The 24,163-nt window shown below is 75.0% G+C and carries 18 protein-coding genes; 6 read left to right on the top strand and 12 right to left on the bottom strand.

The features are described 5' to 3' along the window. Nucleotides 1-2: 2 nt before the first annotated feature. The 3 genes from H7K62_RS12325 to H7K62_RS12315 form a co-directional block, all read right to left on the bottom strand. Complete coding sequence (locus H7K62_RS12325; protein WP_186718513.1) at nt 3-2,027, bottom strand: PP2C family protein-serine/threonine phosphatase; 2,025 nt, start codon at nt 2,025-2,027, stop codon at nt 3-5. A gap of 7 nt (nt 2,028-2,034) precedes the next feature. Then, nucleotides 2,035-3,528 (bottom strand): malate:quinone oxidoreductase, encoded by a 1,494-nt coding sequence (locus tag H7K62_RS12320; RefSeq protein WP_370591748.1) that lies wholly within the window; start codon nt 3,526-3,528, stop codon nt 2,035-2,037. Between the two features lie 178 nt (nt 3,529-3,706). Beyond that, nucleotides 3,707-4,183, bottom strand: coding sequence for an ATP-binding protein (locus H7K62_RS12315; RefSeq protein ID WP_186718511.1), 477 nt, complete (start codon nt 4,181-4,183; stop codon nt 3,707-3,709). A gap of 173 nt (nt 4,184-4,356) precedes the next feature. On the opposite strand from H7K62_RS12315, the gene H7K62_RS12310 reads away from it, so the two are divergent. The 3 genes from H7K62_RS12310 (at nt 4,357) to H7K62_RS12300 (ending at nt 8,382) form a co-directional block, all read left to right on the top strand. Then, on the top strand, nt 4,357-6,303 hold the full coding sequence (locus H7K62_RS12310) for a SpoIIE family protein phosphatase (protein WP_186718509.1): 1,947 nt from the start codon (nt 4,357-4,359) through the stop codon (nt 6,301-6,303). A gap of 112 nt (nt 6,304-6,415) precedes the next feature. Then, complete coding sequence (locus H7K62_RS12305; protein WP_186718713.1) at nt 6,416-7,423, top strand: 3-hydroxyacyl-CoA dehydrogenase family protein; 1,008 nt, start codon at nt 6,416-6,418, stop codon at nt 7,421-7,423. Further along, nucleotides 7,420-8,382, top strand: coding sequence for a sugar phosphate isomerase/epimerase family protein (locus H7K62_RS12300; protein ID WP_186718507.1), 963 nt, complete (start codon nt 7,420-7,422; stop codon nt 8,380-8,382). Before H7K62_RS12305 ends, H7K62_RS12300 begins: the two co-directional genes overlap by 4 nt. A 13-nt stretch (nt 8,383-8,395) precedes the next feature. Here the strand turns inward: H7K62_RS12300 and H7K62_RS12295 are convergent, their stop codons facing one another. The 7 genes from H7K62_RS12295 to H7K62_RS12265 form a co-directional block, all read right to left on the bottom strand. Then, on the bottom strand, nt 8,396-9,340 hold the full coding sequence (locus tag H7K62_RS12295) for a class I SAM-dependent methyltransferase (protein ID WP_186718505.1): 945 nt from the start codon (nt 9,338-9,340) through the stop codon (nt 8,396-8,398). Nucleotides 9,341-9,478: 138 nt separating this feature from the next. Then, a complete protein-coding gene (locus tag H7K62_RS12290; RefSeq protein WP_186718504.1) occupies nt 9,479-10,210 on the bottom strand; it encodes a YdcF family protein in 732 nt (243 codons plus the stop codon). Beyond that, complete coding sequence (gene smpB, locus H7K62_RS12285; RefSeq protein ID WP_255480262.1) at nt 10,197-10,670, bottom strand: SsrA-binding protein SmpB; 474 nt, start codon at nt 10,668-10,670, stop codon at nt 10,197-10,199. The genes H7K62_RS12290 and smpB overlap by 14 nt, the downstream gene beginning before the upstream one ends. 68 nt (nt 10,671-10,738) lie before the next feature. Beyond that, nucleotides 10,739-11,026, bottom strand: a complete 288-nt coding sequence (locus H7K62_RS12280; protein ID WP_186718502.1) for a DUF2277 domain-containing protein — start codon at nt 11,024-11,026, stop codon at nt 10,739-10,741. Nucleotides 11,027-11,252: 226 nt separating this feature from the next. After that, nucleotides 11,253-12,143 (bottom strand): endonuclease domain-containing protein, encoded by an 891-nt coding sequence (locus tag H7K62_RS12275; protein WP_186718500.1) that lies wholly within the window; start codon nt 12,141-12,143, stop codon nt 11,253-11,255. Nucleotides 12,144-12,378: 235 nt separating this feature from the next. Next, a complete protein-coding gene (locus tag H7K62_RS12270) occupies nt 12,379-13,476 on the bottom strand; it encodes a ribonucleotide-diphosphate reductase subunit beta (RefSeq protein ID WP_186718497.1) in 1,098 nt (365 codons plus the stop codon). 56 nt (nt 13,477-13,532) lie between these two features. Then, nucleotides 13,533-16,547, bottom strand: a complete 3,015-nt coding sequence (locus H7K62_RS12265) for a ribonucleoside-diphosphate reductase subunit alpha (RefSeq protein WP_186718495.1) — start codon at nt 16,545-16,547, stop codon at nt 13,533-13,535. Nucleotides 16,548-16,839: 292 nt separating this feature from the next. On the opposite strand from H7K62_RS12265, the gene H7K62_RS12260 reads away from it, so the two are divergent. From H7K62_RS12260 to H7K62_RS12250, 3 genes are all read left to right on the top strand, one after another. Then, complete coding sequence (locus tag H7K62_RS12260) at nt 16,840-18,936, top strand: aldo/keto reductase (protein WP_186718493.1); 2,097 nt, start codon at nt 16,840-16,842, stop codon at nt 18,934-18,936. 65 nt (nt 18,937-19,001) lie between these two features. Next, complete coding sequence (gene pta / locus H7K62_RS12255) at nt 19,002-21,152, top strand: phosphate acetyltransferase (protein ID WP_222437489.1); 2,151 nt, start codon at nt 19,002-19,004, stop codon at nt 21,150-21,152. Next, the gene (locus H7K62_RS12250) at nt 21,149-22,294 is read left to right on the top strand and encodes an acetate/propionate family kinase (RefSeq protein WP_186718490.1); all 1,146 of its coding nucleotides are present in this window, start codon (nt 21,149-21,151) and stop codon (nt 22,292-22,294) included. The genes pta and H7K62_RS12250 overlap by 4 nt, the downstream gene beginning before the upstream one ends. A 28-nt stretch (nt 22,295-22,322) precedes the next feature. Here H7K62_RS12250 and H7K62_RS12245 read toward each other — a convergent pair whose 3' ends face one another. Both H7K62_RS12245 and H7K62_RS12240 read right to left on the bottom strand, forming a co-directional pair. Continuing rightward, nucleotides 22,323-23,039, bottom strand: coding sequence for a phosphocholine cytidylyltransferase family protein (locus tag H7K62_RS12245; RefSeq protein ID WP_186718488.1), 717 nt, complete (start codon nt 23,037-23,039; stop codon nt 22,323-22,325). Further along, nucleotides 23,036-24,157, bottom strand: coding sequence for a CDP-glycerol glycerophosphotransferase family protein (locus tag H7K62_RS12240; protein WP_186718486.1), 1,122 nt, complete (start codon nt 24,155-24,157; stop codon nt 23,036-23,038). Before H7K62_RS12240 ends, H7K62_RS12245 begins: the two co-directional genes overlap by 4 nt. Between the last annotated feature and the right edge of the window lie 6 nt (nt 24,158-24,163).

Here is a 24,163-nt window from a genome sequence, read left to right as displayed (position 1 = left end):
GCTCAGAGGGGCCGGCTGACGAGGCGGACGGCCACGAGGGCGATGTCGTCGTCGACGCGACCGCCCACGAGGTCCAGCAGCGCGTCGCACACCTCGTCGGGGCTCGCGCCGTCCAGCGCGGTGGTCGCCTCGCGCAGCCAGGCCAGGCCGCGGGACAGGTCCACGCCGCGGCGCTCCACGAGGCCGTCGGTGTACAGCAGCACGGTCGCGCCCGCTGGCAGCACCGTGCGGTGGTCGGTGCGGCGGGTGCCCGCCTGCAGCCCGAGCAGCAGCTCGGCCGGCTCCTCGAGCAGCCGCGGCGCGGCCCCGGGCACGAGCAGCAGCGGGGGCAGGTGCCCGGCGCTGCTCCACACCAGCTCGCGCGAGCCGTCGGGACGCGCCGGGGCCAGGGACCCGAGCACCGCGGTGGCCAGCGACGTCACGCCCAGGTGCGGGAGGGCGGCGTCGAGCTCGGTGAGGACCTGAGCCGGGCTGCGCACCCCGCTGTGGGCGATCCCGCGGAGCAGGTTGCGCAGCTGGCCCATGGCCGCGGCCGCCCGCTGGTCGTGCCCCGTCACGTCGCCGATGACCAGCTGCAGCGCGCCGGTGGCCGTGGTGAACGCGTCGTACCAGTCCCCGCCGACCTGCGCGTGCTCGGCCGCGGGCACGTAGCGCACCGCCAGGTCGAGCCCGGTCACCAGCGGCGGCTCGGTGAGCAGGCTGCGCTGCAGCTCCTCGGCGATGGCGCGCACGGCCTCGGTGGCCCGGCGCTCCGCCTCCCGCGCCGCGGCCCGGTCCAGCGCCTGCGCGGTGGAGCTGGCCAGCACCGACAGCACCGCGCGCTCCTCCTCGGCCAGCTCGGTGTGCTGCTGCTCCGCGGCCCAGGCCAGCTCCAGCAGGCCCAGGTGCCGGTCGCCGACGTCGAGGTGCACCGCGCCGCGGCCCTCAGCGACCGGTGCGGCCTGCGCGGCCTGCGAGGTCGGGCCAGCGTCGTCGTCAGGGCCGCCGAGGACCAGCTGCGCCCCGCGGGCGTCCAGCAGCCGGGCCGCCCCGCGCTCCACCACCCCCTCCAGCTGTGCCACGTCCGTGGCGTCGGGCAGCTCCTGCAGCACCTGCACCAGGCCGAGCAGGCGACGCACCTGGGCTCCCTGCAGCTCCACGCGGGCGCGCGCCGCCTCCGCGGCGGAGGCCACCGCCAGCGCGCCGCCGAGCGCGGCCGCCACCTGGCGCAGGAAGCCGAGGTAGTGCTCGTCCTCGGCGAGCCCGCCCGACAGCGCCACCACCAGCACCGGCCGGTCCTGGCCCGGGGCCGCCCCCGGCACCCGCACCCACGCGGTGCGTCCGGCTGGCGTGGAGCCCAGCACCACCGCGTCCGCCACCGGCTGCGGAGGAGGCCCCGCGAGCCGCGCCTCCCGCTGGCGCGGGGGCTCGCCGGGCACCAGCAGCTCCACCAGCGGCAGGTCTCCGGGGTCGGTGCGCAGCACCGGCAGCGCCAGCCGCGCCAGGTCAGCGGTGCTGCGCAGCACCCTCGGGAGGTCCGCCAGCCGCCGCAGCAGCGCCGAGCGCCGCCGCTCCAGCACCTGCGACGTGGTCTCGACGGCGATGTCGAGCACACCCTCCACCCGCCCGTCGGGGCCGGTGACGGGGGAGTAGCAGTAGTCGAAGTAGCACTCCTCGCCGAACCCCCGGCGGTCGATGTACAGCTCCTGGTCCACCATGCGCACCGCCCCGCCGCCGGCGAGCACGCCGTGCATGAGGGGGCCGATCTGGTCCCAGATCTCGCCGAACACCTCCTCGCACGGCGTCCCCAGGCCCCACGGGTGCTTGCCGGGGAGCATGCGCGCGTACGCGGCGTTGTAGAGCATCACGAACCGGGGTCCCCACAGCAGCGTCACGGGGAAGCTGGTGGCGAACGCCAGCGAGAGGGCCGTGCGCAGCGCCGTCGACCAGGTGTGCGGAGCGCCCACGGGCGTGGCGGACCAGTCCACGGCCTCGTACGCGCCGCGCAGCTCGCCGGCGGCCGCGAACGGCCCCTCCCCGGGCGTCACCGGCAGGTCATGCGGTCAGGTGCAGGGTGCGCGCGGTCTCTTCACGCACCTCCTGCGCCAGGGAGGCGTCGGCGGACAGCTTCCGGCCGTAGGAGGGGATGACGTCGGTCAGCAGCGGCCGCCAGGCGTCCATCCGCTCCGGGAAGCAGCGCTCGAGGAGCGTGAGCATGGCCGAGGCGGCCGTGGAGGCGCCGGGCGAGGCGCCGAGGAGCCCGGCGATGCTGCCGTCCGCTCCGGTGACCAGCTCGGTGCCGAACTGCAGCACGCCGCGCCCGCGCTGGTCCTTCTTGATCACCTGGACGCGCTGGCCCGCGGTGATGAGCTCCCAGTCACCGTCCCCGGCCTCGGGGAAGAACGAGCGCAGCGCCTCCATGCGCTGGCCGCGCGTCTGGAGCACCTGCTGCACGAGGTACTTGGTGAGGGCCATCTCCGAGCGGGCCACCCCGAGCATCGAGGACAGGTTGTTGGCCTTCACCGAGCGCGGCAGGTCGAACAGCGACCCCGCCTTGAGGAACTTGGGGGAGAAGCCGGCGTAGGGCCCGAACAGCAGCGACTGCTCCCCGTCCACCGAGCGCAGGTCCAGGTGGGGCACCGACATGGGCGGGGCCCCGACCTCCGCCTGGCCGTAGACCTTCGCGTGGTGCTGGGAGACCAGGTCCTTGCGGCGCGTGCGCAGGAACTGCCCGCTCACCGGGAACCCGCCGAAGCCGCGGATCTCCTTGATGCCGGAGTGCTGCAGCAGCGGCAGTGCGCCACCGCCGGCGCCCACGAAGACGAAGCGGGTGACCAGCGCGCTGCGGTGCCCGGTGGCGACGTCCTGCACCTGCACCTGCCAGCGCCCCGACGGGGTCCGCTTCAGGCCGGTGACGCGGGTGCCGGTGGCCACGTGCACGCCGCGGCGCTGCGCGGCGTCGAGCAGGAGGCCGGTCAGCGCGCCGAAGTTGACGTCCGTGCCCGCCAGCGAGCGCGTCGCGGCGACCGGCTGCGCCGGGTCGCGCCCGGCCACCACCAGCGGCACCCACTCGGCCAGCTCGGACGGGTCAGCGGTGTGCTCCAGCTCGGAGAACAGCGGCTGGGCCTTGAGGGCCTCGTAGCGGGCGCGCATGTAGCGCTGCCCGTCGGTCCCGGTGACGAAGCTGACGTGGGGCACCGAGGTGATGAAGGTCTTCGGGTCGTCGGTGAGGCCGGCGCGGACCAGGGAGGACCACAGCTGGCGCGAGACCTGGAACTGCTCGTTGATGCCCACGGCCTTGGACGGGTCGACGGTGCCGTCCGGGCCCGCCGGGGTGTAGTTCAGCTCGCACAGCGCGGCGTGGCCGGTGCCGGCGTTGTTCCACGGGTCGGAGCTCTCCAGGCCCACCGACGGCCCGGACTCCAGGACGACGACGGACCAGTCCGGCTGCACCAGCCCGAGCAGCGCCGCGAGGGTGGCGCTCATGATGCCGCCGCCGACCATGACGACGTCCGGGGCGGCGCTGGCTGCACGGGCGTTGGTGACCACGGACTCCTGGGCGCTCAGCGCTGCCTCCTCGGTGAGGACGTCGGTCGACGTCGGTCCTGCTCTGCGCGTCCCGCTGCCGCAGGACGCCCCCTCATTGTCCCGCTCCGCGGGTGCCGTGGTGGACGCGGCCCGGCGGGGGCTGTGGCGGACGTCGCAGCCGGGCCCGCGGCGCCGGCCGTCAGGGGCTCCAGCGCTGGGCGGCCTCGTCGCGCGCGGACCACCCCTGAGGCCGCCCCTGCGCCCGACCCTGAGCCCGGGGGCCGGGCGGCGGGCTGCGGCGCAGGAGGAACCAGACCTCCTTGCCGCGCTCGGTGGGCTCCGCGCCCCACGCCGCGGACAGCAGGTCCACCAGGGCCATGCCCCGCCCGTCGACGTCGGCCGGGCGCGCCGACCGCGGCAGCGGCTGGCGGGAGCTGCCGTCCGTCACGCGCACCCTCATGCCGCTGGTGGTGTCGCACTCCACCGCGAGCGTCACCGGGGGTGCCCCGTGGACCACGGCGTTGGTGACCAGCTCGGAGACCAGCAGCTCGGCGTCGTCCAGCACGCTGGAGTGGTGCTCGGGGCACCGGGCTCCGCGCAGGAACCGCCGGGCCAGCCGGGGGGCGCTCGCGTCGGAGGGCAGGGTCGTGCTGGCCGCCGCCGTCACCTCGCACACCGCAGCTCCCCGGGGTCTCGCCAGCCCGGCACCGACCGCGGCGGGTGCCGGGGCGCGTGCTCGCTCCCAGTCTGGACCGCCGAGGCCCGCTCCGCCGTTCCAGGCACCGGTCGGGTGCAGCGGGCTCGCCGGAACCGCCCTCGCGGGCGACCCCGGTGGGGCATCCTTGCGGCGTGGGGGCGAGCAGGGGGACCTCGCCCGCGGTGGTCCCGCAGCGCGGCCCCTCCGCTGGTGAGCAGGACGACGTCCTCGGCGCGGCCGAGGGCGCCCTCGTGCTGCCCGAGACGCCCCTGGTCGAGCGCGTCGAGGTCCCGACGCCGGCGGCCGCCGCGGACCCGGGGGCCGGTGTCGCGCCCGGGCGCGACGGCGCCCTCGACCGGCACGCCCGCCTCGTGTGCTCGGTGCTGGGCGTGCCCGCCGCCGTCGTCAGCCTGGTCTCGCGGCGCCTGCAGCTCTTCCCGGGCGCGGTGGGGCTGCCCGAGCCGTGGCAGACCACGCGGCTGGCGGACCTGTCGCGGTCCTCCTGCCAGCAGGTGGTGGCCAGCGGCCAGCCGCTGGCCGTCCGCGACGCCCGCGAGGACCCCGACCTGCGCGACGACGCCGTGGTCACCGAGCTCGGCGCCGTCGGGTACCTCGGCGCGCCCCTGCGCGGTTCCGACGGCGAGGCCATCGGCGCGCTCGCCGCGCTCTCGTCCGAGCCGCGCGACTGGACCCGCCGGGAGGTGGCGCTCCTGGCCGACCTCGCCGCCGCCTGCTCCGCGGAGCTGCAGCTGCGCCGGGCGCTGTCCGACGCCGCCGAGGTCCGCGCGGCCGCCGAGAGCGCGCGCGACGAGGCGACCACGGCGCAGATGCGCGCCGTGGGGGAGCGCCGCGACGCGGAGGTCGCCGCCGCCCGCAGCCGGGTGCTGCTCGACCTCAGCCAGGCGGTCTCCCGCGCCCGGGAGGTGGAGGACGTGGCCGCCAGCGTCGTCGCCGGGGTCCGCGCCGGCCTGGAGGCGCAGCTGTCCGCCGTGGCCCTGCACGAGCGCGGCTCCGGCGCTCTGCGCTACGTGGCCCTCGACCGGGCCGAGGGACCGGCTCGGGACGACGACGTCGACGGCCCGTCCGAGCCGCTGGACGTGCCGGAGGGGGCGCTGCTCGCGGCGCGGGAGTCACGGGTGGTCTTCACGCCCGACGCCGCCACGGCCGCGGCCACCGCGTCCTCGGCGGCGCCCGTGCTGGCCGGCGTGGAGGCCGCCGTGCACGCCCCGCTGCTGGCCGACGGGCAGTGCCTGGGCGTGCTGACGGTGGCCTGGGGCTCCGCCCGCGCCCTGCTGCCCGCCGAGCGCGAGCTGGTCGCGTCCCTCGCCGAGGCCGCCGCCCACGGCGTCCAGCGGTGCCTGTCGCTGCGCGCCGAGCGGGACGCCGCCCGCACCCTGCAGCGGGCCATGCTCACCGAGCTGCCCGACCTGCCGCACCTCGAGCTGGCCGCCCGGTACGCGCCGGCCGCCGCGGGCCACCAGGTGGGCGGGGACTGGTACGACGCGCTGCGCCACCCCGACGGCTCGACGCTGCTCGTCATCGGCGACGTCACGGGGCACGACATCGGCGCCGCCGCGGCCATGGGCCAGGTCCGCAGCGCCCTGCGCACGCTCGCGGTGGCCACCGAGGACTCCCCGGCCCAGCTGCTCGCCCGCCTGGACGGCACCCTCGACGTCCTCGGCGCCGACGTGCTCGCCACCGTGCTGGCGATCCGCCTCGCCGACGACGGCCGCGGTGAGGGGGACCTGCGCATGCGCTGGAGCAGCGCGGGGCACCTGCCGGCGCTGCTGGCGGTGCCCGGCGCCGGCGTCGTCGCCCTCGACGGGCACGAGGCGGACCTGCTGCTGGGCCTGGCACCGGGCAGCCCCCGCTCCGAGAGCGAGGTGGACCTGCCCGCCGGCTCGACGCTGCTGCTCTACACCGACGGCCTGGTCGAGCGGCGCGACAGCGACCTGGGCGAGGGCGTGGAGCGGCTGGCCGATGCGCTCGCCGAGGCCGCGCACCTGCCCCTGCCGGAGCTGCTCGACGCCGTCATCGCCGAGCTCGTGGGCGGCGGCGGCTCCGACGACGTCGCGGTGCTCGCGGCCCGCACCCGCTGACCCTCGACCGACCCCTACCGCGCGGTCGGTCGGCGGGCCCGGCAGGCTGGGCACCGTGAGCGTCACCGACGACAACTCAGCCGACCCCGTCACCTCCGCCGGCACCCCCGTGGTGCGGCGCATCGAGACGGCCGCCGTGGTGGGCGCCGGGTACATGGGCGGGGGCATCGCGCAGTCGATGGCGCGCACCGGCCTGCCCGTCGTCCTCGCGGACGTCTCCGCCGAGGCCGCGGCCCGCCAGCTCGAGCGCCTGCTGGCCGAGGCCCGCACCTACGAGGAGCAGGGCCTGTTCGCCCCCGGCGACGCCGAGCGCGTGGCGGCCAACCTGCGCGCCGCCACGTCCGTGGAGGAGGCCGTGGCCGACGTCGACTTCGTCCACGAGGTGGTCTTCGAGAAGGTCGAGGTCAAGCACGACGTGCTGGCCCGCGCCTCCGCCGCGGCCCGCCCCGACGCCATCATCGGGACGAACACCTCCACCATCCCCGTCAAGGTCCTCGCGCCCGCGGTCGTCCGCCCGGAGCGCTTCCTCACCGTGCACTGGTCCAACCCGGCGCCGTTCATCCCCGGCGTGGAGCTGGTGGTGGGCGAGGCGACCGACGCCGCCGTCCTGCCGGTGGTGCAGGAGATGCTCGAGCGGGCCGGGCGGCGCTCGGCGCAGGTGGCCGACACCCCCGGGTTCGTGCTCAACCGCCTGCAGTACGTGCTCTTCAAGGAGGCTGCCGACATCGTGGCGGAGGGCGTGGCGACCCCGGAGGCCGTCGACACGATCGTCTCGACCACGTTCGGCTTCCGGTACCCGTACTTCGGGCCGTTCGCCATCGCCGACATGGCCGGGCTGGACGTCTACGTCCTCGGCATGAAGATCATGGAGGAGGCCTACGGCGAGCGGATCTCCCCGCCGAAGGCCCTCACCGACCTCGTCGACGCCGGTGCGCACGGCGCCAAGAACGGTGAGGGGTTCACGGTGCACGGCGACCCCGAGAAGCTGGCGAGGATGATCGCCTACCGGGACCTCGCCTACGCCCGGCAGGGCCAGCTGCTGGCCGAGCTGGCGCACGCCCACCCGGACGCACCAGCGCAGGACCCCGACGTCGTCGCCGAGCAGGAGGCCCGCCCGTGAGCACGCCCGACCCCGCCACCTGGCCCATCGGAGCCGCGCTGCTGCAGGCGCCGCCGGTGCTGGCCGACGGCACGCCCGCCCAGGAGGCCCCCGAGGTGGAGTGGCGCCGCGTGCTGCGCCGCGTGCGCCTGGCCGGGTTCGACCACGTCGACCTCACCGACTCCTGGGTGCGCCCCGGCGACCTCTCGCCCGAGCGGCTCGGGCTGCTGAAGCGCCTGCTGGCCGAGGAGGGCCTCGGCGTCACCGCCATCACCACGGCCCGCCGCAGCCCCATCGCCCCCGACGCCGGGGAGGCGGAGGCCAACCAGGCCTACCTCGAGCGCACGCTGGTCGCGGCGGCCGAGCTGGGGACCACGGTGGTCTCGGCCGGGCTGCTGCCGGTGCTCACCGACGCGCAGAAGGCCGCGGAGTGGTTCTGGCTGGAGCAGGGCCTCGCCGACCCCGACCCGCAGACCGACGGCGGCGCGGCCTTCGACCTGGCCGTGGAGCGGTTCACCGCGCTCGGCCGGCGCGCGGGGGAGCTGGGCCTGCAGCTGAGCCTGGAGATGTACGAGGACACCTACCTCGGCACTCCCGAGTCGTCCGTGAGGCTCAAGGAGGCGGTCGGGCTGCCCAACGTGGGCCTCAACCCCGACGTCGCCAACATCATCCGGCTCCACCGGCCCGTGCAGCCGTGGCGCGAGCAGCTGGCCGCGGTGCTCCCGCACGCCAACTTCTGGCACGTCAAGAACTACTACCGCGACCACGACCCGGCCACCGGCTCCTACGCCACCGCGCCGGCCCCGCTGGCCCTGGGGGTCATCGACTACCGGTGGGCGGTGGAGGAGGCGCTGCGCGTGGGGTTCACGGGCCCGTTCTGCTGCGAGCACTACGGCGGCGACGGCCTCAGCGTGGCCGCGCAGAACCGCGAGCACCTGCGCCACCTGCTGGCGTCGGCCACGGAGCTGCTCTCCCTCTGACGGCGCGGGCAGGTCAGGCGGGTGGGGCTGTCGCGACGGCGAGCAGGCCGGTGCCGGCGCGCCACCCGCCGTCGTCGTCGCCCACCGCCCGCACGCGCCAGGAGCCCTCGGGCGGCACGGCCGCGGCCGGACGGTCCCTGGTCACCCGGTGCAGCAGCCCGGTCACGAGCGGCTCGAGACCGGTGGCCACGCCGGAGACGAGGTTCCACGCGCGGTTGGCCGTGCCCTGCACCAGCGCTCCCACCGGCGTGAGGGAGAAGGTCGGGCCGTCCACCCGCAGCACGGTCACCGGCCACCCGCCGGTGCCCCGCGAGACCGCGCGCGCCAGGCCCGCCGCGTCCACCGGGCCCACGTGCGGGGCGTACCCGGACCAGCCGCGCGGGTAGCCGGACTCGTCAGGGGTGGACAGCACCAGCGCCCCGCCCGGCAGCACCGCCGCGGCCAGCGACGCCACGAAGCCGACCTGGTCCGCGGGCTCCAGGTGCTCGATGACCTCCATGGCGGTGACCACCGCGCCGCGCGGGCACGCGGCCAGGTCGGTGTGCACGCCCGTGCCCGGGAAGGCGGCGGCCGCCAGCGCCGTGTGCCGGGGGTCGGTGTCGACCACGTGCAGCTCGCGCCCCAGCCGGTCGGCGAGCAGCGGCGAGAAGGCGCCCGTCCCGGCGCCCACGTCGACGACGGGACCGGTCAGCACCTGCGACGGGACCAGCGCCCGCGCCGCGCTCGCGGCCACCAGGTAGTTCACCGCGTGGCGCACCACCGTGCTGCGGTTGCGGTGAAGCCCCGGGTCACCGCCGTGGGTGTTCGCGGCGCCCCCGGCCACCTGCGCGCGCACGGCGTCGAGGCGGTCCATCGAGGTCTCGGCGGCCACCACCGCCTCCGCGACCCGCTGCGGGTCGAAGCGGTGCGCGGCGGCACCGCTGGACGGGGCGGGGGCGTCGGCGGGGGGCGTCTCCACGCGGACAGCGTCACAGACCCGCCGCGTGCGCGCGCAGGCCCCCGCGGCGGCGAGCGGCGTGGCACGGTGACCGCCGTGGAGCCCACCGCGTCCCCGCCCTCGTCCTGGACGGGCCACGTGGTGGTGGCGCTGCTGCGCTCAGACGGGGTCGGCCGTGCCGCTCCAGCGCCGCGACTGCCGCACCGCTGAGGTCACGGCCGTGTCGGCGCGCTGGCCGGCCACCAGGCCCACCTCGCGCAGCAGGGCGGCGCGCACGTCCTCCAGCGGGGTCCAGGCACCGACGAAGGTGACGTCGTAGCGGTCCTGGACGCGGCCGTCGGCGATGGCCCGCCGCAGCAGCAGCCGCACCCGGGCCACGTGGCCGTCGGAGGTGACCACCGCCACCCGGTGCACCGCGGGGTCGGTGCGGGTGAGCAGCGGCAGCGCGTAGGCGAGGTTGTCCGCGGTGGTCAGCGCGCGCTCCTCCAGCAGGAGGCGGCGCCGGTCCACCCCGAGCTCCACCAGGCGCTCGCCCAGCGCCTCCGCCTCCGAGACCGGCTGCGCGTCGAACGCCGTGGGCCCGGTGACGCCGCCGCTGGTGACCACCCACGGGTCGCCTCCCTCGCGGCGGGCCTGGTCGACCAGCTCCGCCGCGCGCACGGCGCGGCTCTCCAGCAGCGGCGTCACCCTGCCCGCGTCCAGGCTGGAGCCGAGGACGACGACGGCGTCCAGGTGGCCGGCGTCGACGCGCCGGTGCGACCAGGCCGTGTTGACGGCGATGTCGGCCACGGGCCACAGCAGCACCACCGCGGCGACACCGGCGCTGGCCAGCTGCAGCCGGCGCGACCAGCTGCGGCCCCCGCCCGCCCGCACGGCGTCACGACGCAGCACGGGCGCCCCTGGTGCTGCGGCGGTGGGCTGCCATGACGCGCTCGGCCTCGCGGGCGTCCTGGCGCTCGCGCAGCGCCTGGCGCTTGTCGTGCTCGGCCTTGCCGCGGGCCACGGCCACCTCGACCTTCACCCACGACCCGAGGAAGTACAGGCTGGTCGGGACCACGGTCCAGCCGCCCTCGCGCGAGCTCTCCGCGAGGCGCCGCAGCTGCGCGGCGTGCAGCAGCAGCTTGCGCGGGCGCCGAGCGGAGTGGTTGGTCCAGCTGCCCTGGGAGTACTCGGGGATGTGCGCGCCGTGCAGCCAGGCCTCCCCGGCGTCGTCGATCTCGACCCAGCTCTCCGACAGCGAGGCCCGGCCCTCGCGCAGGGCCTTCACCTCGGTGCCGACGAGCACCACGCCCGCCTCGTAGCGGTGGGTGAGCAGGTAGTCGTGCGCGGCGCGCTTGTTGCGGGCCACCAGGCGCAGGCCGTCCTCCCGGGGGCGGGACGGCTTGGCCTGGCGCGCCCAGGCGCCGGCACCGCGGCGGGCTACGGTGCCACCGCTTCGGTGGAGCCGTAGCGCTGGGCGGCACGGGTGCGGGCCTGGGCGGCGAGGACCTCCCGGTCCCGCGGGGGCGCGGTGGTGGTGAGCGCCTCCAGGAGGTGCTCGGTGGCGTGGGCGACCTCGGCGACCGCGCGGTCGAAGGCGTCCGCGTTGGCGCGCGAGGGCTTGGTCGTGCCCGCCACCTTGCGGACGTACTGCAGCGCAGCCGCGTGGACCTCGTCGTGCGTCGTCGCCGGCTCGAGGTTGTGCAGCGTGCGGATGTTCCGGCACATGTCACGGAACGATAACGGCGTCTGCGCGCCCCGGGGCGAGGTGGGGTGGAATCCGCACGAACTGCCCAACATCCCACCCGCTGCGCGGCCCCGCATCCCGAGATCGCCGCTCCCTCGGTGGCGCCGCCCCTCCCGCACTCGCGCACCCCAGTGCTGCTGCAGACCCCCGTGAAGGCGCACTCAGGCACGGGAGTGCGGCTTCATGGCCTCGCGAGGGCGGCGGGTCTCAGGAACGGCGCTGGGCGATGGCGCGGCGGACCGCGTCGACGGCGGCGCCGCGCTCGCGCATCGTCTCCGCGGTCACGTGGACGACGATCCACCCGGCTTCTCGCAGGCGGTCGAGCCGCTGGCGGTCCTTGGCCAGCTGGTCGGCCAGGAGCCCGTGCCAGGCGCCGTCGTACTCGATGGCGATCCTGAGCTCGACGATCGCCAGGTCGACCCTCGCCACGAAGCGGCCGAGGTGGGTCACGACGTGCTGCGGTTCGACGGTGACGCCGAGGTCTGCTCTCACCAGGCGGACCCGCAGACGTGACTCCGGTGGAGACCCCGCACGACCGTCGGCGAGGGCCACCGCCGCGCGCGCTCCGACGACGTGGTCCTCGTGCCGCCCCGAGAGCCACGCGCTCGCCGTCGCCTTCTCGAAGAGCGCCAGCCCGAGCGCGGCGTCGAGGTGGGCGACCGCCTCCTCCTCGGGGTGCCCCGCCGCCAGGTCGAAGGCCATGCGTTCCGGGCTCGCCAGCGCGACTCCACGCCAGTAGCCGCTGCCCAGCGGGCCGCGCACTGCTCCGCGCAGAGTGATGCCGGTCGGGCCAGGCCGGCGGTCCCGGTGGGGGACGACGAACTCCACCGCGTCCCCGCCCGAGCGCAGGCGCGCCCCCAGGACGGTCGCCATCGACCGGCCTGTGAGCCGCGCGGACGACGGGACGACCAGCGAGGCTCCTCGGCAGTGGAGGCCGTGGTCAGGCTCCAGGTAGCGGGGGGCGTAGACGTTGACGAACAACCGGCGCACGCGGGGGTCGCGCAGCTGGGCCCTGGTGAGCGCGCCCTGGGCGACGAGCTCGGAGCCGAGGAAGACGTCGGGCAGGTGGTCTGGCCAGGGGCTGTGTCGGGAGGGCACCCGCGCACTGTCGCCGGTCCGGCGGTCGCCGCGCTGGCGTGTGCGCCCAGGCTGTGGACGACCGCTGTTCGCCGCCACTGCCCACGCCACCCGCACTCGGTGACGCGAGTGCGGGCTGGAGGGGCGTTGGAGGAGCACTGGGGTGCGCGAGTGCGGGATGAGGGAGGGCGGGGACGACGACGGCGGCCCGCCACCTCCTCGGGGGAGGTGACGGGCCGCCGTGCGCGGGAGGAGGTCAGTCCCAGGCCAGGCCGCCGCCGGTCTGGTACTCGATGACGCGGGTCTCGAAGAAGTTCTTCTCCTTCTTGAGGTCCATCGTCTCGCTCATCCACGGGAAGGGGTTCTCGGCCGGGGGGAACACCTCGGCCAGGCCCAGCTGCCCGCAGCGGCGGTTGGTGATGAACCGCATGTACTCGGAGGTGAGGTCGGAGTTCAGCCCGAGGATGCCGCGGGGCATCGTCTCGCGGCCGTAGTCGATCTCCAGCTCGCAGGCCTCCTTGAGCATCCCGCGCACCTCGGCCTGGAACTCCGCGGACCACAGGTGCGGGTTCTCGGCCTTGATCTGGTTGATGACGTCGATGCCGAAGTTCAGGTGGATCGACTCGTCGCGCAGGATGTACTGGTACTGCTCGGCGATGCCGACCATCTTGTTGCGCCGGCCCAGGCTGAGGATCTGCGCGAAGCCGGTGTAGAACCACATGCCCTCGAACACCACGTAGAAGGCGATGAGGTCGCGCAGGAAGTCCTGGTCGGCCTCGGGTGTGCCGGTGGAGAACTCGCCCGACTCGAGGTTGCGGGTGTGCTTGAGCGCCCACGCGTCCTTGGCGGTGATGGAGGGCACCTCGCGGTACATGTTGAACAGCTCGCCCTCGTCGAGGCCGAGGCTGGTGCAGATGTACTGGAAGGTGTGCGTGTGCACGGCCTCCTCGAAGGCCTGGCGCAGCAGGTACTGGCGGCACTCGGGGTTGGTGAGCTGGCGGTAGACCGCCAGCACGATGTTGTTCGCGACCAGCGACTCGGCGGTGGCGAAGAACCCGAGGTTGCGCTTGAGCATGAGGCGCTCGTCCTCGGTGAGCCCGTCGCGGCTCTTCCACAGGGCGATGTCGGCCTGCATGGACACCTCGGTGGGCATCCAGTGGTTGTTGCAGCCGGCGAGGTACTTCTCCCACGCCCAGCCGTACTTCAGCGGCAGCAGCTGGTTGACGTCGGCGCGCGAGTTGATCATCGCCTTCTCGCTGACGTCCACGCGGGCAGCGCCCGACTGGATCGCGCCGAGGCCGGTCACGTTGTCGACGGCCGCGTCGACGGCGGGGGCGTCGTCGGTGGTGGTCACGGTGATCTCCTCCGATGAGGTGCGGGTGGTCGGGAGCTGGGGGCTGGTCGGCGCGCTCACTGGCAGGCCTCGCAGTCCTCGCCGTTCTCGATGGAGCAGGCCGCGGCGTACTCGGCGCTGTAGCGCGAGGCCTCCTCCGCGGCAGCGGTCTCGGGCAGCGAGACCACCGGGGAGGGGCTGGCCGCCACGGCCGCGGCCGGGCTGGCGGCAGCGCCGCCCTGGGCGGGGACGCCCGCGGCCGGGGCGGCGGCCGGAGCAGCCGCGGGGGTGCCGGCGGAGACGGCGTTGAGCTTGCCGTCGGTGCCGCGCAGGGTCGACTTCTCCACGTGCGTGGCCGAGGACGAGCGCAGGTAGTACGTCGTCTTCAGGCCCAGCTGCCAGGCCGTGCGGTACAGGTTGTCGAGCTTGCGGCCGTTCGGGCTGGACACGTACAGGTTCAGCGACTGCGCCTGGTCGATCCACTTCTGGCGGCGGGCGGCGGAGCGCAGCAGCCAGGACGGGTCCACCTCGAACGCGGTGGCGTAGAGCGCCTGCAGGTCGGCCGGGACGCGGTCGATGGCGCCCAGGGAGCCGTCGAAGTACTTGAGGTCGGAGACCATGACCTCGTCCCACAGACCGCGCTCGGCGAGGTCGCGGACCAGCGAGGCGTTCACCACGGTGAAGTCACCGGACATGTTCGACTTGACGAACAGGTTGCGGTACATCGGCTCGATCGACTGCGCGACGCCCACGATGTTGGAGATCGTCGCGGTGGGCGCGATCGCCATGACGTTGGAGTTGCGCATGCCCTGGCGCTGCACCTTCTCGCGCAGCGGCGCCCAGTCCAGCGTGGTGGAGGTGTCGAGGTCGACGTCTCCGCCGCGGGACTCGCGCAGCAGCTCCAGGGAGTCGATCGGGAGCACGCCGCGGCTCCACAGCGACCCGTCGAAGCTCCTGTAGGAGCCGCGCTCGGCCGCCAGGTCGGAGCTGGCCTCGATCGCCGCGTAGGAGATCTGCTCCATGGAGGTGTCCGCGAACTGCACGGCCTCCTCCGAGGAGTAGGGCAGGCGCAGCGCGAACAGCGCGTCCTGGAAGCCCATGAGGCCCAGGCCCACCGGGCGGTGCTGCTGGTTGGCGTTCTCGGCCTGGGGGATCGTGTAGAGGTTCAGGTCGATGACGTTGTCGAGCATGCGCACCGCGGTGCGGACCGTGCGGCGCAGGCGCTCCACGTCCAGGCCGTCGGCGGTGGTGTGCGCGGCCAGGTTGATCGAGCCGAGGTTGCAGACCGCGACCTCGTCCGCGTTGGTGTTCAGCGTGATCTCGGTGCACAGGTTGGAGGAGTGCACCACGCCCACGTGCTGCTGCGGGGAGCGCAGGTTGCACGGGTCCTTGAAGGTGATCCACGGGTGCCCGGTCTCGAACAGCGCGGTCAGCATCTTGCGCCACAGGTCGACGGCGTTCACCCGGCGGTGCACGCGCAGCTCGCCGCGCTCGGCCATCGCCTCGTACTCCGCGTAGCGCTCGGCGAAGGCCGGGCCGTACAGGTCGTGCAGGTCGGGCGTCTCGTCGGGGGAGAACAGGGTCCAGGTGCCACCCGCGGCCACGCGCTGCATGAACAGGTCCGGCACCCAGTTGGCCGTGTTCATGTCGTGCGTGCGGCGGCGCTCGTCACCGGTGTTCTTGCGGAGCTCCAGGAACTCCTCGACGTCGATGTGCCAGGTCTCCAGGTAGGCGCAGACGGCGCCCTTGCGCTTGCCGCCCTGGTTCACCGCGACGGCGGTGTCGTTGGCGATCTTGAGGAAGGGCACGACGCCCTGGCTCTGGCCGTTGGTGCCCTTGATGTGGGCGCCGATGCCGCGCACCGGGGTCCAGTCGTTGCCCAGCCCGCCCGAGTACTTGGCCAGCATCGCGTTGTCCTTGATGGACTGGAAGATGCCGGACAGGTCGTCCGAGACGGTGGTGAGGAAGCAGCTGGACAGCTGCGGGCGCGTGGTGCCGGCGTTGAACAGCGTGGGCGTGGAGCACATGAAGTCGAAGCTGGAGATCAGGCGGTAGAACTCGATCGCCCGCTCCTCCTTGTGCTCCTCGTTGAGGGCCAGGCCCATCGCCACGCGGAGGAAGAACGCCTGCGGCAGCTCGTAGCGCACGCCGTGCTCGTGCAGGAAGTAGCGGTCGTACAGGGTCTGCAGGCCCAGGAACGTGAACTGGCCGTCGCGGCCGGACTCGATGGCCTGGCCCAGCTTGTCGAGGTCGAACTCGGCCAGGCGCGGGTCGAGCATGCCGAGGGCGATGCCCTTGGCCACGTAGCCCTTGAGGTAGCGCGGGTACAGCTGCGCCATCTGCGGCGCGGTGGCCAGCGTGCGCTCGCCGAGCACGTGCGAGAGGGCCTCGGTGCGCAGCATGTCCATGAGCAGGCGGGCGGAGACGTAGGTGTAGTCCGGGTCGACCTCGACCTTGGTGCGGGCGGCCAGCACCAGGGCCTGGGCCAGCTCGACCTCGCCGACGCCGTCGTACAGGGTCCGCATGGCCTCGGTGACCACGGCGTCCGGGTCCACCGTGGGCAGGCCCGCGCAGGCCTCGGCGACGACGGCGGCCACGCGGTCGCGGTCGAGCGGGACGAGGGTGCCCTCGGTGGTGCGCACCGACAGCTGGCGCACCTTCTCCACGCTGGGGGTGGCGGCCTCGCGCTCGCGGCGGGCGCGGGCGTGCTCCTCGCGGTAGAGGATGTAGGAGCGGGCCACGGCGTGCTCGCCCGAACGCATGAGCACCAGCTCGACCTGGTCCTGCACCTCCTCGACCGCCACCGGGCGGCCGGAGGAGCCCGAGCCGGCCAGGGAGCGGCGCACGAGGGTCTCGACCACGGTGCGGGTCATCTCGTCGACCAGCTCGCGCACGCGGGCGGAGCTGCCGGCGGCCTGGCCCTCGGTGGCGAGGAAGGCCTTCTGCAGCGCCACCGTGATGCGGGAGGCGTCGAAGTCGACGACCTCGCCGCGGCGGTTGATCACCGCGGTGGGGGCCGCGGTGGGCTCCCCGTGCGCACCCGCGGAGCCGTCCGTGGTGACCTCCAGGACCTCGTCTGCCACCTGGGTCATGTGCGTCTCCTCGGGTCGTCGTGGTGCGTGAGCGCGTGATGAGACCGGAACGCTGCGTCATCGCCGCAGGTCCCGGGGAAGTGGGGTGCCCGGTCGGCGCTGCCTGGCGCCTGTCCGGTGCTTCTGACGCTACATCTAGTGGGCGGGACTCCGCCAGCGAACTACTGGTAGTGGTCGGTGTTGGCTGCTCGGACGGCGTGTCGGGCTCTCGCGGTCACGCTGAGCACCCTCCCAGAGAGGTCTGACAGCCCGTCTAGACCTGGTGTCCGGACCCTCGCCTAGCCTGCTGGGCGTGCCACTCGACGACGCCGTCTTCCGCTGGGCCGTGCTGGGTCCGGGGTCCATCGCCCGCCGCTTCGTGCGGGAGCTGCCCGCCAGCCGGACGGGAGTGCTCGTGGCGGTCGCCAGCTCCGACCCGGCCCGGGCCCGCGCGCTGGCCGACGAGGCCGAGGCGGCCGGCCCCGACGGCGCCGCCCGCGGGGGGAGGGTCGCCTCCGGCACCTACGAGGAGGTCCTCGCCGACCCGTCGGTGGACGGCGTCTACGTCGCCGTCGTCCACCCCCGCCACGCCGAGCTGGCGGTGGCCGCGGCCCGCGCCGGCAAGCACCTGCTCGTCGAGAAGCCGCTGACACCGGACCTCGGGTCCGCCGCCGGCGTGGTCGACGCCGCCCGCGAGGCCGGCGTGGCGCTGCTGGAGGCCTTCGCCTACCGCTTCCACCCCGCCACCCGGCGCCTGCTGCAGCTGGTCTCCGAGGGGGCCGTCGGCGAGGTCTCGCACGTCGACTCCAGCTTCTCCTTCGCCTCCTCCCCCAACCCCGACGGCGACGGGCGGGGCCCGGGCCGCCTGTTCGACCCCGCCACCGCCGGGGGCGGCATCCTCGACGTCGGCTGCTACCCGGTCTCGTTCGCCCGCGCCGTCGCCGGTGCTGCCACCGGCAGGCCGTCGGCCGACCCGCTGCCGGGCCCCGAGGGCCTGCGCGCCGCCGGTCACCTCGGCCCGACCGGCGTGGACGAGTGGGCGACGGCGCACCTCGACTTCGGCGGGGGCCTGCTGGCCACCGTCCGCACCGGCGTCCGCCTGGAGGAGCCGCAGACCGCCGTGGTCCGCGGCAGCCTCGGCACCCTCGAGCTGCACGACCCCTGGACGGTGCAGGCCGCCCCTCGCCTGGTGCTGCGCCGGGTCGGGGAGGAGCCCGTCGAGGAGGTCTGGGACGGCGCCGCCCCGGCCCAGCAGGCCTTCGCCCTGGAGGCCGAGGCCCTCGCCGACGCCGCCCGCGCCCTGGCGGCCGGCGCGCCGGGCGCCACCGGCGAGGCGCCGGAGCAGTCCCACGCGGACTCCCTGGGCACGCTCGCCGTGCTCGACAGGTGGCGGGCCGGCCTCGGCCTGCGCTACCCGTTCGAGGCGGAGACCGCGAGCATCCCCACCCTGTCGCGCCAGCCCCTGCGCGTGCCGGTGCCCGGCAGCGCCAGGGTCCCGGTCGGCCGGGTCCAGGGACTGGACAGCCCGGTCTCACGGCTCGTCATGGGCTGCGACAACCAGCCGACCCTCTCCCACGCCAGCGCCCTGTTCGACGCGTTCGTCGAGGCCGGCGGCACCACCTTCGACACGGCCTGGGTCTACGGGCGCGACGGCGAGTACGAGCGCCGCTTCGGCCGCTGGCTGGCCAACCGCGGGATCCGGGACCAGGTGACCGTCGTCGTCAAGGGCGCCCACACGCCCCACTGCGACCCGGAGTCCCTGTCCCGCCAGCTGCTGGAGTCCTTCGAGCGGCAGGGCCTGGAGCGCGCCGACCTCTACCTCATGCACCGCGACGACCCGTCGGTGCCGGTGGGGGAGTTCGTCGACGTGCTCGACGAGCACGCCCGCGCCGGCCGGATCGGCGTCTACGGCGGCTCCAACTGGACCCCGGAGCGCTTCGACGCCGCCAACGACTACGCCGCCGCCCACGGCCGCGCCGGTTTCAGGGTGCTGTCCAACCACTTCGGCCTGGCCCGCGCCCTCGACGTCCCGTGGGCGGGGTGCGTGCACGCCACCGACCCCGCCTCCCGGGCCTGGCTGGAGGAGCGCGGCGTGCCGCTGCTGCCGTGGAGCTCGCAGGCGCGCGGGTTCTTCGCCCGCGACGACGCCGAGATGCGCGGTGACGCCGAGCTGGTCCGCTGCTACCTGTCGGAGGACAACCTCGAGCGCAAGCGCCGGGCGCAGGCCCTCGGGGAGCAGCTGGGCGTCCCCACCACGGCCGTGGCGCTGGCGTACGTGCTGGCCCAGAGCTTCCCGACCTTCGCGCTCATCGGCCCGCGCTCCCTCGCCGAGCTGCGCTCGTCGATGGCCGCCCTCGACGTCGAGCTCACCCCCGAGCAGGTCGCCTGGCTGGACCTGCGCACCGCCTGAGGCGTGATCGGCGCCACGCCGCCCCGGCGTGGCGCCGCCAGCCCCGGCCCGACAGGGTGGAGCCCGTGTCGTCAGCCAACCAGCGCCTGTACGTGACAGCCGACCGCGCCGGGGCGGGCAAGACCGTCGTGGCGCTGGGGCTGCTCGACCTGCTGGCCAGCTCCGTGCGCCGGCCGGTGGTCTTCCGGCCGGTGGTCTCCAGCCGCGACGAGCCCGACCCGCTGGTCGCCCTGCTGCGCCACCGCTACGACCTGGACATCGACGACGACGACGCCGTGGGCCTCACGTGGGACGAGGCCGCGGCCCTGGTGGACACCACCGACGCCGGACCCGACCCCCGCCGCCTGGTCGCCACGATCGTCGAGCGCGTGGAGCGCCTGTCCGAGCGCTCCGACTTCGTGCTCGTCGTGGGCACGGACTTCACCGGTCCCTCACCGGCCACCGAGCTGGACCTCAACGCGCTGCTCGCGGTGAACCTCGGCGCGCCCGTCGTCGTCGTGGTCTCCGCGGCGGGGGCGGCCTCGGAGGACACCGCGGCCCTGTCGGGCAGGGTGGCGGGGGCGGCCCGCGAGGCCGGATCCGCGCTCGCGGCCCGCGGCTGCACCAAGCTGGCCACCGTGGTCAACCGCGTGGACCCGGCCCACCGGGAGGCGGTGCTGGACGCGGTCCGGCAGCAGAGCGGGCACACCGGCGGTGCCACGAAGCACCCCGTCTACGCCGTCGAGGAGGTGCCGCTGCTGTCGGCCCTCACGGTGGGCGAGGTGGCGTCCGTGCTCGGCGGCAGCGTGCTCACCGGGTCCGACTCGGCGCTGGAGCGCGAGGTCGGCGGGTACCTGGCGGGCTCGGCCCACGCCGACGTCGTCCTGCGGCTGCTGCGGGAGGGCACGCTGCTGGTCACCTCCGGTGACCGGCTCGACCTCATGCTCGTCTCCGCGGGCGCGGCCATCCACCGGGACCTGCCGACACCGGGGGGCCTGGTGCTCACCAACGGCACCCGCCCCGACGACCTGCAGCTGACCCTGCTGCGGCCCAGCGGCCTGCCGATGATCAGCGTGCCGACCGACACGTACACGACCATCCACCGCCTGGAGGGCGCCACCGGCGCGATCCGGCCCACGAGCCAGCGCAAGGTCACCGCGGCGCTGGGCGCCTTCAGCGCGGGGGTGGACGCCGAGGAGCTGTCCGAGCGGATCCGCCTGGTGCGCACCGAGGCCGTGACCCCGGCGATGTTCAACGCGCGGCTGCTCGCGGCCGCCCGCGCCGACCGCCGCACCATCGTGCTGCCGGAGAGCGAGGACACCCGCGTGCTGCGCGCCGCCGAGGAGCTCGGGCACCTCGACGTCGCCGACCTCGTGCTCCTGGGCCGTGAGGAGGAGGTCCGGGCGCAGGCGGACCGGCTGGGCGTGGACCTCGGCTCCGCGCGCGTCGTGGACCCGGCCACCTCGCCGCTGCGCGAGCAGATGGCGCCGGTGTACGCCGAGCGCCGCCAGCACAAGGGCGTCACCCTGGAGGCCGCGCTGGAGCAGCTGCTGGACCCCACGTACTTCGGCACGCTCATGGTCGAGACGGGCCACGCCGACGGCATGGTCTCCGGCGCCACGCATACCACCGCCGCCACGATCCGGCCGGCCCTGGAGGTGATCAAGACGATGCCGGGCGCCTCCCGCGTCTCCGGCGCCTTCCTCATGTGCCTGCCCGACCGGGTCATGGTCTTCGCCGACTGCGCCGTCAACCTCGACCCCACCGCCGAGGAGCTCGCGGGCATCGCCATCTCCTCCGCCGAGACGGCGCGCGCGTTCGGGGTGGAGCCGCGGGTGGCGATGGTCAGCTACTCCACCGGCAGCTCGGGCGCCGGCGTCGACGTCGACAAGGTCCGCGAGGCCACCCGCCTGGTCGCCGAGCGCGCCCCGGACCTGCCGCTGGCCGGTCCGATCCAGTACGACGCCGCCGTCGACCCCGCCACGGGCGCGGCCAAGATGCCCGACAACCCCGTGGCCGGGAACGCCACCGTGCTGGTCTTCCCCGACCTCAACACCGGCAACACCACCTACAAGGCGGTGCAGCGCACCGGTGACGCCGTGGCCGTGGGCCCGGTGCTGCAGGGCCTGCGCCGCCCGGTGAACGACCTCTCCCGCGGCTGCACCGTGGCCGACGTCGTCTCGACCGTGGCCATCACCGCCGTCCAGTCCCAGACCACGAAGAAGGCGTCCGCATGAGCAGGGTCCTCGTCGTCAACGCGGGCTCCTCGAGCCTGAAGTACCAGCTCCGCGAGCACGGCGACGGCGCGGCCGAGGTCCTGGCGCGGGGGAGCGTCGAGCGCATCGGCTCCTCGGACGTGCCCGACCACGCGGCGGCGCTGGCGCAGGTGATGGCCGCCCTGGAGCCCTCCGGCGGGGGCCCGGGCCTGTCGGGCCTGGCGGGGGTGGGCCACCGGGTGGTCCAGGGCGGGACGCGGTACACCCACCCGACCGTCGTCGACGACGACGTCGAGCGCGGCATCGACGAGCTCTCGGCGCTGGCCCCGCTGCACAACCCGCCGCAGCTCGCCGCCATCCGGGCGCTGCGGACGGCGCTGCCCGACGTGCCGCAGGTGGCGGTCTTCGACACCGCCTTCCACGCGACCATCCCCGCCCGCGCCGCGACCTACGCCGTGGACGCGGACGTCGCCCGCCGCTACGGGTTGCGCAAGTACGGCTTCCACGGCACGAGCGTGCAGGTGGTCACCCGGCGGGCCGCGGCCTTCCTCGCGGTGCCGGTCGAGGAGGCCGACCTGGTGGTGGCGCACGTCGGCAACGGCGTCTCCGTCACCGCGGTGCGGGGAGGGCGCAGCGTCGACACCACGATGGGCCTGACCCCGCTGGCCGGCTCCGCGATGGGCACCCGCAGCGGCGACGTCGACCCGGCCATCGTCATGACGCTGGTGCGCGAGGCCGGCATGACCGCGGCCGAGGTGGACGACCTGCTCAACAAGCGCAGCGGCCTCCAGGGCCTGGCGGGGGAGTCGGACGTGCGCTCGGTGCAGGCCCGCGCGGACGCCGGTGACGAGGCGGCCCGCGCGGCGCTGGAGGTGTACTGCTACCGGCTCTCCGCCGCCGTCGGCTCGTTCCTGGCGCTGGTGCCGCGGGTGCAGGCGGTCGTCTTCACCGCCGGGGTGGGCGAGAACGCCGCCGCTGTGCGCGCCGCGGTCTGCGCGCCCCTGGAGCACCTCGGCTTCGGGGTGGACTCAGCGCTGAACGACGCGGCGCAGACGTCGAGGAGTCCCGCGGAGCCGGTGCGGATCGGCGAGAAGGTGCTCGTCGTCCCCACCGACGAGGAGGCGGAGATCGCCGACCAGGTCCTCGCCGTCGTCGCCCGCTGACCCCTCGCGGGGCCAGCGGGCGAGGCGGTCAGGAGTCCTGGGCCTGGCGGTGCTCGGCGACGAGGCGCTCGGCGCGGGCGAGGTCCTCCTCGAAGTCGACCTCCACCGCCACGTGCGCGGAGATGTCGACCGGCAGCACCCGCATGCCCTGGGCGATGGACAGCTCGATGCCGCGCTCGAAGTAGTCCTGGTCGCCGCAGGCGCGCAGGCTCTCCACGAGCAGCGCCTTGTCGGCGGCGCCGACCAGGTTGATGCCCACGGCCTCGCCCAGGCCGCCGACCACGGTCTTGGACAGCTCGGCGACGAAGCCGTCTGCGTCGACCGTGTACTTGACCTCCTCCTCGGCCACCGAGGAGGTGTTGACGCACACCGCGCTCTCACCGCGGGCGATCGGGCCGAGCAGCAGCTCCAGCAGCGCGGGCTCGAAGACCACGTCGCCGTTGAGCCAGATCACGGGCCCGTCGGCGGACAGCTCCAGCGCCCGCAGGAGGGACTTGGAGGTGTTGGTGTCCTCGTAGTCCTCGTTGTAGGCGAACAGCAGCCGGGGCAGCGCCTCCATGATGAGCGGGGCCTTGTAGCCGACCACCGCGGTGATCGACAGCTGCTCGCCGAGCACCTCGCGGAGGTTGTCGACCTGCTGGGCGAGGATGCTGCGCCCGTCGGCCAGCTGCGTCAGGGGCTTGGGCAGGGGGCGGCCCAGCCGGGTGCCCTTGCCCGCGGCCAGCACGACCGCCTGGAGCGTCACCGGGTCACCGCCAGCGCGTCGGCGGGCACGAGCCCGGGCAGGACGAGGTCGAGCACGCGCTGCGACGCCCGGCCGTCGTCGAGGGGGCAGTGCTCCGCGCGGAACGCGTCCGCCGCGGGCGCCCACGCCGCGGTGGAGGCCACCGGGTCGGCGAGGGCGTCGAGCAGCTCGGCGCTGGTGCGCAGCACCGGTCCCGGTGGGGCGCCGAACAGGTCGAAGTAGAAGCCACGCAGGTCGTCGCGGTAGTGCTCGAGGTCGTAGGCGAACAGGAGCAGCGGCTTGCGGGTGGCGGCGAAGTCGAACAGCGTCGAGGAGTAGTCGGTGACCATGGCGTCGGCGGCCAGGTACAGCTCGGCGATGTCGGGGTGCCCGGAGACGTCGAGGACCCCCGGTGGCAGCGGCGCTCCGCCGAGGGAGTCGGCCAGCCGGTCGGACAGCATGTAGTGCAGCCGCAGCAGCAGCACGTGCGTGTCGCCGAAGCGGCGGCTGAACTCCGCGAGGTCCAGGCGCAGGTCCACGTCGCGCCGGCCGTCGCCGTCCACCACGTCGTCGCGCCAGGTGGGCGCGTAGAGCACGGCGGTGGTGCCGGGGGCGAGCCCGAGCTGGGTGCGCACCGCGGCGCGCAGGTCCTCGCGCTGGGGGGAGAGCAGGACGTCGTTGCGGGGCCAGCCGGTCTCGGCGACCGGGCCGGTCCAGCGGAAGCCGGTGGTCAGCGCCTTCGTGGCCTCGGGCCCGGCGGACAGCAGCAGGTCCCAGCGGTCGACGTCGCGCCAGCCGGGCACCGGGTCGGTGGGGGCCACGTGCGGCTCGTCGGCGGCGATGCGCTTGAGCGGGGTGCCGTGCCAGGTCTGCAGGTACAGGCAGCCGGCGGCCTTCTCCCACTGCGGGCGCAGGTGGTAGTTGGAGATGACGACGTCGGCCGCCTCGAGGGCGACGACCGCCTCGGGGCCGTCGGGCTCCACGAGGGTCGGGCCGTCGGGGAAGCCGGCGCGGTGCGCGGGCCCCGCGAGCCAGGTGTGCTCGAGCGGGACGCCGGGGGCGGCGCGGGTGAGGGTCTCGTACAAGGCCCGGGGGCTGTCGGAGTACCTGCCGTCGAAGCTGTTGTAGACGATCCTCACGCGACC

Source organism: Quadrisphaera sp. RL12-1S, assembly GCF_014270065.1.
Classification (GTDB): Bacteria; Actinomycetota; Actinomycetes; order Actinomycetales; family Quadrisphaeraceae; genus Quadrisphaera.
This window is presented reverse-complemented; position numbering and strand designations above follow the sequence as displayed.